This window comes from Pseudomonas sp. 31 R 17, from assembly GCF_900004915.1.
Lineage (GTDB): Bacteria > Pseudomonadota > Gammaproteobacteria > Pseudomonadales > Pseudomonadaceae > Aquipseudomonas > Aquipseudomonas orientalis_A.
Genome location: NZ_CVTN01000084.1, coordinates 134,952 through 146,044, shown reverse-complemented (window position 1 = coordinate 146,044; position 11,093 = coordinate 134,952). Strand labels below are relative to the sequence as shown.

General features: G+C 67.9%; 2 protein-coding genes. Both read right to left on the bottom strand.

Features of this window, described 5'->3' with window-relative positions:
- A partial coding sequence (locus BFP89_RS25290; RefSeq protein ID WP_256097386.1) for a condensation domain-containing protein occupies positions 1–1,572 on the bottom strand: 1,572 nt, incomplete at its 3' end.
- A 2-nt stretch (positions 1,573–1,574) separates the two neighbouring features.
- Positions 1,575–11,054, bottom strand: coding sequence for a non-ribosomal peptide synthetase (locus BFP89_RS25285; protein WP_141689136.1), 9,480 nt, complete (start codon positions 11,052–11,054; stop codon positions 1,575–1,577).
- Between the last annotated feature and the right edge of the window lie 39 nt (positions 11,055–11,093).

Sequence of the window (11,093 nt, the reverse complement as noted above, 5' to 3'; positions counted from 1 at the left end):
GGCGGGCGCCTGCGGCGTGCGCGCGGCCCACTGCTGCACCTGTCGATCCAGCGGTTCAGGGCTGGCACCCAGCGCGGGGCCCTGCAGTTCGCTGCCCGGCGAGGCCAGGCGCAGTGCCGACAAGCGCTGCCCGGGATTGACTGATGCCTCCTGCAGGATGGCCTGCAGATCGTCGAGCAGTTGCTCGATGGTGGCCGCCTCGAACAGCTCATCGCTGTATTCCAGCTCGCAGCGCAGGCGCTGGTCGGCGCAACGCAGCAGACGCAGGGTGAGATCGAAACGGGCATGGCGCTGCGGCGGGTCAAGCACCTCGACGGTCACCCCCGGCAGGCTCAGGGTGCGGCTTTCCGGCAATTCGACCTGCACGAACATGGCCTGGAACAGCGGGCTGGAACGCGGGCGGTCGAGGGCTTCGAGGATCTTTTCATACGGCAGGGTCTGCTGGTCGAACGCCGCCGCCACGCCGTCGCGGGTGCGCAACAGGGCGCTGCGAAAGTCCGGGTCGTCCTCCAGGCGCTGGCGAATCACCAGGGTGTTGAGCAGCGGCCCGATCAGCGGCGCCAGCTCGGGGCGATCGCGTTGCGCCACCGATGTACCCAGGCACAGGTCACGCTCGCCGCTGTAGCGCGCCAGCAGGCAAGCAAAGGCGGTCAGGCCAAAGATGTACAGGGTCACGCCCTGCTCGCGGATGGCCCTGTCCACCTGCGCCGACAAGTCAGCCGGCAATTCGCGCACCCGTACCGCGCCGCTATGGCGACGCTGGTTGGCGGGCGGACGCGGATGATCGCAGGGCAAGGCCAGCGCACCGGGCGCATCGGCCAACTGGTTGCACCAGTAATCGAGTTGCTGGCGGCAGGCGTCGCTGGTCAGCCACTCGTGCTCCCAGGCGGCATAGTCGGCGTACTGGATGTCGAGCGGCGGCAACCGGGCTGGCACGCCCAGGCTCGAGGCACGGTAGCCCTCGGCCAGCTCGCGGGTCAGTTGCTGGGCCGACCACGCGTCGTAGGCGACGTGGTGGATGGTGAAGAACAGCCAGGTGCTGTCCTCGGCACCGCTGAACGCGCGCCAGCGCCATGGCACTTCGCGGCTCAGGTCGAAGGGCTCGGCCAGTTGCCTGGCGTACTCGTCGGCGCACCATTGCTGCGGGTCGGCAAGCGCCTCGCGGGGCAGCGGCTCGACCGCCGGCAGGCCCGCCGTCCAGGGCTCGCAGTGCGCCTGCAAGTGGCCTCCGGCATCGGCCACGTAGCGGGTGCGCAGGATCGTGTGCCGCTCCACCAGTTGCTGCATGGCCTGCTGCAGGCACGCCAGGTCCAGACGGCCATCGAAGCGCAGCACCGAGCAGAGGTTGTACAGCGCACGGCTGCTCAGGGCCTCGGCCGAGAGAAAACGCAGTTGCGCATGGGCCAGCGGCACCGCTGCACCCTCCCCGCCAGCGGCCGGGACGATGGGCAGGCGCCAGCTATCGATGCCCTTCTCGGCCAGGCGTTGGCGGAACTGTTGCTTCTTGTCCGCCGGCAGTGACGCCAGGCGCTGGGCGATCTCGATAAAGGCCTGTTGGTTGGTCACATTCATCTTCAGTCTTCCATCTCTGCCAGCAAACGCTGCATCTCATCCAGTGCCTGGTCGGTCGAAGGCCGCTGCGGGTTTTCGATCTGTTCGGCCAGGCCGGAAATGGTCGGATTATGGAACAGGCTGCGCAACTCGACCTTCACGCCGAAGCGGCTCTCCACCCGGGTCATCAGGCGCATCGCCAGCAGCGAATGGCCACCGAGTTCGAAGAAGCTGGTGAGCACGCCGACCTGCGGCAGATCGAGTAGCTCCTGCCACAGCTCGGCCAGTTCGCGCTCCAGCGCCGTACGCGGCGCCACGCCTTGCTCGGCCTGCGCTTGCGGCGCCGGCAGGGCCTTGCGGTCGATCTTGCCGTTGGCATTAAGGGCGAAACGCTGCACCTGGATGAAGCCGGCCGGCACCATGTAGGCGGGCAGCAGGCTTTCCAGATGACGGCGCAGCGCCACCTCGTCGACCGGGCTCGCGGCCTGCAGCCAGGCGAACAGGCTGTGGCTGCGCGCATCGAGCATGACCACCGCCTCTTCCACACCGGGGTAACGGCGCAGCAGCGATTCGATCTCCCCCGGCTCGATGCGAAAACCACGCACCTTGACCTGGAAATCGGCGCGGCCGACATAGGCCAGGTGCCCATCGCTGCGTCGACGCACCAGGTCGCCGGTGCGGTACATGCGGCTGCCAGGCTCGCTGGCGAACGGATCGGGCAGGTACGCCGCTGCGGTGATCGCCGGCGCTCGCTGGTAACCACGGGTCACCCCGCTGCCGGCGATATACAGCTCGCCGGTGCTGCCCAGCGGCACTGGCCGCAGGCATTCGTCGAGCACGTAGCAACGGGTGTTGAGCAGCGGCATGCCGATATCGGCGACGCCGGCCGGTACTTCCCGCAGCGCCTGGGTGGTCGACCAGACGGTGGTTTCCGTCGGGCCATAGGCGTTGATCAGCTTCACCCCCTTGGCCTGCAGCACACTCACCAGTTCGGCCGGCACCGCTTCGCCGCCGATCAGGCCGCGCAGGGCCGGCCAGTCGTCACGCCCGGTTTCCAGCAGAATCTGCCAGCCGGCTGGGGTGGCCTGGAATACCGTGGCACGGCGCAGCAGATCGAACAGGCGGTGGCCATCGACCACCTGCTCGCGACGCGCCAGGAGGATGGCCGCGCCCTTGAGCAGCGGCAGGAACAGCTCCGGCTTGCACATATCGAAGGCGTAGGTGGTGCTGGCCAGCCAGACATCCTCGGCCGTCAGCGGCAACTGGCGGTCAAGGCCGGCAAGCAGGTTGCTCAGGTTGCCACGGGTCACCTGTACGCCCTTCGGCGTGCCGGTGGAGCCCGAGGTGTAGATCACGTAGGCCCGCTGCAGCGGCGACACCGGTAATGCCAGGTCGTGTGCCGGCTGTTCGTCCAGCGGCAGGTGGTCGACGGCCAGGCTGTCGACACTGCCGAGTACGTCGGCGCAGGCGTGCTCGCTGAGCACCAGCTGCGGCCGCGCATGCTCGATGATGAAGCGCAGCCGTTCGCCCGGTTGCTGCGGATCCAGCGGCAAGTAGGCCGCGCCCGCCTTGTGGATCGCCAGGATGCTGGGCAGCAGCCACGGGCCACGGGTCAGGCACAGCGCGACCAGATCGTCGCAGCCGACACCCTGGGCGCGCAGCCAGTGGGCCAGGCGGTTGCTCAAGGCATTGAGCTGGGCATAGCTGTAGCGTTGCTCCTGGCAATCCACGGCCAGCGCATCCGGGGTGCGCAGGACCTGGCGCTCGAAGCGCGCGATCAGATCCTGCGTCTCGCTCAGCGCATGCGCCGGCAGGTTCCACGTGCGGCGTGTCAGGGCATGATCGGCATTTGCCAGGTCGATATCCCACAGCCGCGCCTCGGGCCGCGCCAGCATGCCGTCGAGCAGGTGACAGTACTCGTCGGCATAGCGTTGCATGGTGCTGGCGACGAACAGCTCGGTGTTGTACTCCAGCACGCAGTGCCAGGCGCTGCCGTGCTGCTCGATATGCAGGCCGATGTCCACCAGGGCGCTGTCGCTCTCGACATTCAGGCGCTGCGCCGGCAGGCCGGCAAAACTCTGGCCGACCGCCGCTACGTCATCGCGCTGGATCAGGTTGAACAGCGCCTGGAACAGCGGCGTATGGCTGAGATCGCGGCGTACCTGCAAAGCCTCCACCAGCCGCTCGAAGGGCACGTCGCCGTGCTGCTGCGCGGTCAGGTGGGTGGCTTGCAACGCCTGCCAGAACGATGCCACGGATTGCAGTGGGTCGATCTGGCTACGCAGCACCTGGGTGCTGGCGAAATAGCCGATGAGGTTGTCGGTGTGCGCCTGCTGACGCTGCGCCACCGGCAGGCCGATCCACAGCTCGCGCTGCCCCGAATGCCTGGCCAGCAGCACTTTCCATGCTGCCAGCAGGGGCGCGAAGGCGGTCAGGCCATGACGCTGCGCGGTGCTGCGCAGGCGTTCGACCAACTCGATGGGCAGCTCGAAACGCAGGCGCCGCCCGTGGTAGCCCTGCTCGGCAGGACGTGGCAGGTCGGTGGGCAGGTCCAGCACCGGCGGTTCGCCGGCCAGGGCCTGCCGCCAGTAGTCCAGCTGCGCTTCAATGCGTGCCTGCCCGGCAGGCGTCTGCCAACTGGCGGCGACATCGCTGAACTGCAGCGGCAGCGGCGCCAACGCCGCCTGGGTTGCGCTCAGCTCGGCCTGGTAAAGACGTTGCAGCTCATCGAAGAAGATCTCCAGCGAGCGGGCGTCGGCGATGATGTGGTGCAAGGTGGCCTGCAGCACGCTCTGCCCTTCGCCCTGATACAACCGCACCCGCCACAGCGGCGTTGCACTCAGGTCGAAGGCGCGCTGCGCTTCCTCGCTCAAGGTGCGGGCGAAGGCCGGCGACTGCACATCCTGCTGCAAGGGTTCGACGCTGAGCAGCCTGCCGTGCAACTGCACGACCTGCTGCTGCGCGCCCGCTTGCGTCTCGCTGAACACGCAACGCAGGCTGTGCTGGCGCTCCACCAATTGTGCCAAGGCGCGTTCCAGGACTTCGGCTTGCAGCGTACCGCGCAGGTGCATGGCCAGTGACAGGTGGTAGGCCTGGGTGTCGCCCTGCAAGCGGTCGAGGAACCACAGCCGCTGCTGGGTGAAGTGCAGCGGCGCCGGCGCCTCGCCGAATGGCCGCAGGATGCTCTCGCCTGCGCCCTCGGCAGTGGCCAGGCTGGCCGCCAGTTCACCCAGGGTCGGGCACTCGAACACGCTGCGCAGCGGCAGTTGCCGCTCGTAGCGCTCGGCGATGCGCGCCACCAGCCGTGCCGCCAGCAGCGAATGGCCGCCGAGGGCGAAGAAATTGTCGCCGGCGCCAACCGCGTTGCAACCGAGCAGCTCGCACCACAGTTCGGCCAGTGGCGCCTCCCAGGGTTTGCTCAGCTCGCCGTCGCGCTGACCTTCATGTTGGGTTGGCGCCGGCAGCGCCTTGCGCTCGACCTTGCCACTGGGGCTCAACGGCAAGCTGTCCAGGCGCACGAACTGGCTCGGAAGCATGTAATCCGGCAGGTGCTGCGCCAGTTGCACGCGTAGCGCGGCGTCGCCCAAGTCAGCATCCGCCGCCTGCGTGACCGAGTAGTAAGCCACCAGGCGCGCGCTGTCGCCGCTGCCGAGCAGCACCACGGCCGCTTCCCGCACCCCGGTGAGCCGCGCCAGCAAGGCCTCGATCTCGCCCAGCTCGATACGGAAGCCACGCAGCTTGACCTGGAAATCCAGGCGCCCCTGGTAGTCCAGGCTGCCTTTGGCGTTGCGTCGCACACGGTCGCCGGTGCGGTACATGCGTGCCCCCGGCACGAAAGGATCGGGCAGGAAGCTCGCCGCGCTCAGGGCAGGCGCGGCAAAATAGCCACGCCCCAGGTTGGCACCCGCCAGGAACAGCTCGCCGGAAACGCCCGGCGCCACGGGTTGCAAGTCGGCGTCCAGCACATAGGCGGCGGTATTGACCAGCGGCCGGCCGATCGGCACCTCCGCCCCGCCGCTCTCGCCCTGACGCGGCTCGAAGGTGCTGTAGACGGTGGCCTCGGTCGGCCCATAACCGTTGATCACCTGGGCACCACGCTGCTCCATGGCCTCGGCCAGCGCGCACGGCAGGGCCTCGCCACCGGAAATGGCGCGCACGCCCTGCCAACTGCGCCCGGTGTGCGCCACCAACATGCGCCAGGTGGCGGGGGTGGCCTGCATTACCGTCGGCTGGCCGGCCTCGATCAGGCGGTCGAGGACGTGCGGGTCGCGTGCCTGCTCACGGTCGGCGAGCAGGATGCTGGCCCCGCGACTCAGCGGCAGCAGCAGCTCGACGATGGCGATATCGAAGGTCGCTGTGGTCAGCGCCAGCACCCTGTCCTGCGCCGTCAATGGCAGCACCTGCTGCACGCCGAGCATGAGGTTCATCACGTTGCCACGGGCGATGGCCACGCCCTTGGGCTGGCCGGTGGAACCGGAGGTATAGAGCACGTAGGCGAGTTGGGCAGGATGCACGCTCGGCGAGCGGTAGGGCTCGGGGGTGGTCAGCGCATCGATATCCAGCAGTTCGACGGCACTGCCCCACTCTGCCAGCTCCGCCAGGGCCTCGGCATTGGTCAGGCACAACCGCGGCTGCGCATGGGCAAGGATGTAACGGCCACGCTCGGCCGGGGTGTCCTCGGCCAGCGGCACGTAGGCGGCGCCAGCCTTGAGAATGGCCAGCATGGCCATGGGCAGCCGCGCATCGCGCGGCAGGCGCAGGGCCACACGATCCTCGGCGCCGACGCCACGGGCCTGCAAGGCAGCGGCCAGGCGTTCGGCCGCATGGTTCAGGTCGGCATAGCTCAGGCGCTGTTCGCCGGCCTGCACGGCGATGGCTTCGGGCTGCCCGGCGACCTGCCGTGCAAAGGCCTGCAGGATGTCTTCCCGACCCTCCACGGCCTCACCGTGCAAGCGCGCCAGCGCGCGCTGCTCGGGCTGCCAGGCGAGTTCGCCCAGTACCTGCTGCGGTTGTTCGAGCACGGCATCGAGCAGCGCCAGATACTGCTCGAGCATCGCCTGCGCGGTCTGCTCGCCGAACAGCTCGCTGCTGTACTGCAGGCTCAGGGCGATGCCGTGTTCGCTGTCGCGCACGTCCAGATGCAGGTCGCACAGGGCGCTGTCCGGGCGATTGTCGAGCGGCTCGGCGATCAGCTCGGTCAGCTCGAAACGCTCCAGGGCATGGCCCGGGAAGTAGTTGAACATGGCCTGGAACAACGGGTTGTAGCTGACCTGGCGGGCCACGCCGAGCTGTTCGATCAGGTAATCGAAGGGCAGGTCCTGATGTGACTGCGCCGCCACGGACAACGCCTGCAATTCGCGCATCAGTTGCAGCAGGCTGGCCGTGCCGGAGAGCTTCTGGCGATAGACCAGGGTATTGACGAAGCAGCCCACCAACGGCTGCAACGCCGCGTGATGGCGGTTGGCGGCCGGCACCCCGACGAGGATGTCGTGCTCGCCGCTGCGGCTGCGCAGCAGCAGCTGGAAGGCGCAGAGCATGGGGATGAAGTTGCTCCAGCCGTGGCTCGCGCTGAATGCCCGCAGGCGCGCCGCCAGCGCATCCGGCAGGCGTTGCTCGACGCGCCCGCCGGCCTGGCTGGCATGGGCCGGCCGGGGGAAGTCGGCGGCCAGCTCGAGCACCGGCAATTCGCCGGACAACTGCTCGCGCCAGTAGGCCAGCTCGTCCTGGCAGGCGGCGCTGTCCATCCACTGGCGTTGCCACAGGGCGTAGTCGGCGTACTGCATCGGCGCCTCGGCCAACGCCGGTTTACGCCCCTGGCGCAGCTCGCGGTAATGGCTGCAAAGCCCGTCGATGATCAGTTGCAGCGACCAGCCATCGGCGGCGATATGGTGGCAATTGAGCGCCAGCACGTGCGCCTGCGGCCCGAGGCGATACAGGCAGGCACGCAGCAGCGGCGCGCTGTCCAGGGCAAACGGAGTCATCGCGTCCTGGCGCAGCAGGTCGTGCAACTGCGCCTCGCTGGCCACCTCGATCAGCGGCAAGGCCAGCTCGGCCTTGGCGAGTATGACCTGCGACGGTTCACCGCCGTCGCTGACGAAACGGGTACGCAGGACTTCGTGCTGATCGACCAGGGCCTGCAAAGCTGCCTGCAGGTCAGCGACATGCAGGTCGCCGCTCAGGCGCACCGCACCGGCCAGGTTGTAGGCCGGGCTTTGCGGCTGCAGTTGCTGGAGGAACCACAAGCGCTGCTGGGCGAACGACAACGGTAGGGTCTGCGGACGCGGCAGGCGCATCGGCGTGGTTTTCTCGCCGGCCTGCTGTTGTTCCAGCCACTCGGCCATGGCGGCGATGGTCGGGCGCTCAAAGACCACACGCAGGGGCAGGTCCTTGCCGCTGAGCTTGCCGATCTGGCCGATCAGTTGCGTGGCCAGCAGCGAATGCCCGCCCAGCTCGAAGAAATGATCCTCAATGCCGACCCGCGCGAGCCCCAGCACGCCCTGCCAGGCTTCGGCCAACTGCGCGTGCAGCTCACTGCGTGGCGCCACGTAGCGCGCCTCGCTCTGCGCGGCGAAGTCGGGCGCCGGCAGGGCCTTGCGGTCGATCTTGCCGTTGGCGTTGAGCGGCATGCGCTCGAGCAGCATGAAAGCGCTGGGCAGCATGTAGGGCGGCAGGTTGGCGGCAACGAACTCACGCAGCGCCTCGATGGAGGGCTGCGGCTCGGCCACCAGGTAGGCGACCAGCACCTTGGCGCGCTGCTGGTCGTCACGGGCCAGCAGCACCGCTTCACGCACGCCGGGGTAACGGGTCAGGCAGGCTTCGATCTCGTCCAGCTCGATACGGTGGCCGCGAATCTTCACCTGGTGGTCGGTACGACCGACGTACTCCAGCTCGCCATTGGCCAGGAAACGCGCCAGATCGCCGGTGCGATACAGACGGCTGCCGTCGTTGGCGATGGGATCGGGCAAAAACACCGCCGCCGTGCGTGCGGGGTCGGCCATATAGCCACGGCCAACCCCCACGCCGGCGACGAAGATTTCACCCACCGCACCGCGCGGCACCGGTTGCAATTCGGTATCGAGCAGGTACAGACGGTTGTTCAGGGTGGCGCGACCAATCGGCACACTGCTGCGCGCCTGGGCCAGGCGCTCGGTGAGCGGATGGAAGGCCACGTCGTCGGAGCATTCGGCCGGCCCGTAGGCGTTCATCAGCGGGATGCCGGGGTAGCGCTCGAACCAGCGCCGTGCCAGCGCCGGTGGCAGCGCCTCGCCAGTGGCCAATACCCAGCGCAGTGCCGTGCGCTCCAGGCCCGCCTCGAGCAGGCTCTGCATCAGCGACGGCACCGCTTCGAGAATGCTCACGCCATGGCGAGCGATGGCCTCGGCCAGGGCCTCGGGGTTCTGCATCACGCAGTCGCCGAGAATCACCGTGCGCGCCCCCAGCACCAGGCCGGCGAGGGTCTGCCAGACGGAGATGTCGAAGCACTGCGGCGCGCTCTGGGCGATCACGTCATCTTCATTCAGGCCCAGGCCGGGCACCTTGCCGAGCATGTTGTTGAGCATGCCTGCGTGGGCCACCATCGCCCCCTTGGGCGTGCCGGTGGAGCCCGAGGTAAAGATGCAGTAGGCCAGCGACAGGCCATGCACGGGGATGTCCAGGTCGGCATCGCTGTAGCCGCCCAGCGCCGCTGGCTCGTAGCGGATCGCCGCCGGCGGCTGCGCCATCGGCTGCAGCGCCTGCTGTGCCAGCTCACCCTGCTCCGCGCCATGCAACAGCAGCGGCGAACGGCTCTGGGTAAGCACTTGGGCCAGGCGTTGCGGCGGATTGCGCGGGTCCAGGGGCAGCCAGCCGGCGCCAGCCTTGAGTGTGGCGAGGATCATCACCACCAGGTCGAGGCCACGCTCATCGAGCAACGCCAGCAGGTCACCGTCCTGCACGCCATTGGCGCGCAGATGACGGGCCAGTCGGTTGGCCGCCCGGTTCAACTGATCGAAGCTCAGGCTGCGCTCGCCATGCACCACGGCGATTCGCTCGGGGGTGCGACGCACTTGCTGTTGCAGGCGCTCGACGTACAACGGCTGCAGTTGCGCCGCGTCCGCCGCCAGGTCACCGCTGGCCCAGGCGCGCTGTTGGGCGATCTCCGCCGCATCGAGCATGGCGATGCGTTGCAGCGGGATATCCGCCTCGCTGGCCAGGCTGTCGCCCATGTTCAGCAGCAGCGTGCGGAAATGGCGCAGCATCTGCTCGACTTCCTCGCGCAGGAACCAGTCGGTCTGGTAGGTCAACTGCAGGTGCAGGCGCTCGCCGGGCACGATCACCACGGTCACCGGATAGTTGGTGTGGGTGCGGTTGGCCATGTCGCTTATCAGGTAGTCCAACTGGCCCTGGCGCAGGCTGGCGGAGATCGGCGCGTTCTCGAACACGAACAGGCTCTGGAACAGATCCTGGCGCTGTACCTCGCTCCAGCTCTGGATCTGCGCCAGTGACACGTTTTCATGTTCGCGCAGGCTCAGGTTCTCGGCCTGCAAGGCCTTGAGCCAGGCACCGAGGGGCTGCTGCGGTTGCCAGCTCCAGCGCAGCGGCAGGCTGTTGATGAACAGCCCTACGATGCTCTCCATGCCCTGCATGTGCACCGGGCGCCCGGCCACGGTGACGCCGAACAGCAGGTCACGATTGCCGCTGTAGCGCGCCAGTACCAAGGCCCAGGCACCCTGCACCAGGGTGTTGAGGGTGATGCCCAGACCGCTGGCGGCCTGCTGCAGGCCCTGGGTCTGCTCGACGCTGAGGTGCTCGACGCAATCCTCCACCGGCTCCGGTGCATCGATCACGCGGCCAGGGTGGCCGAAACCGAACGAGGTGGGGGTGTCGAAGCCGGCCAGGCGCTGCTGCCAGAATGACTGATGATCCTCGGGCTTGTGCTGCTCCAGCCAGCGGATGAAGTCGCGGTAAGGGCGTGGCTTGGGCAGCTCCAGACGCCGCCCCTCACGCGCGGCGCGGTAACCGTCGAGAAAGTCCATCATGATGATGGAGAAGCACCAGGCATCCATGAGGATGTGGTGATAGCTGCGCACGAACTGGTAGGTGTCCGGGGCCAGCTTGAACAGGCGCACGCGCATCAGCGGTGCCTGGGTGAAATCCAGCCCCTCGCGACGCTCCTCGGCCAGCAGATGTTCCAGACGCGCCTGCTGCTCGGCTTCGTCGATAGCCGACCAGTCCTCATAGCTGATCGGCAGTTCGACCTGCTTGTGCACCACCTGCATCGGCCGCTTCTGCTGTTTCCAGACGAAGGAGGTGCGCAGCAGCTCGTGGCGCTCCACCACCTGTGCCCAGGCCTGGCGGAACGCCTGCAGATCGAGTTGCGGCAGCACCATCACATGGCGGTACTGCAGCAGGTACATGCCCTTGCCCGGATGCATCAGGCTGTGAAACAGCAACCCCTGCTGCATGGGCGCCAGGGGATAGATGGCCTCGATATTGCGGGAAAGTGCTTTGACCTTGTCGTTCATGTCGAGGGTCTCCTTGCCATGGGCTGGGGATGTGGGGGC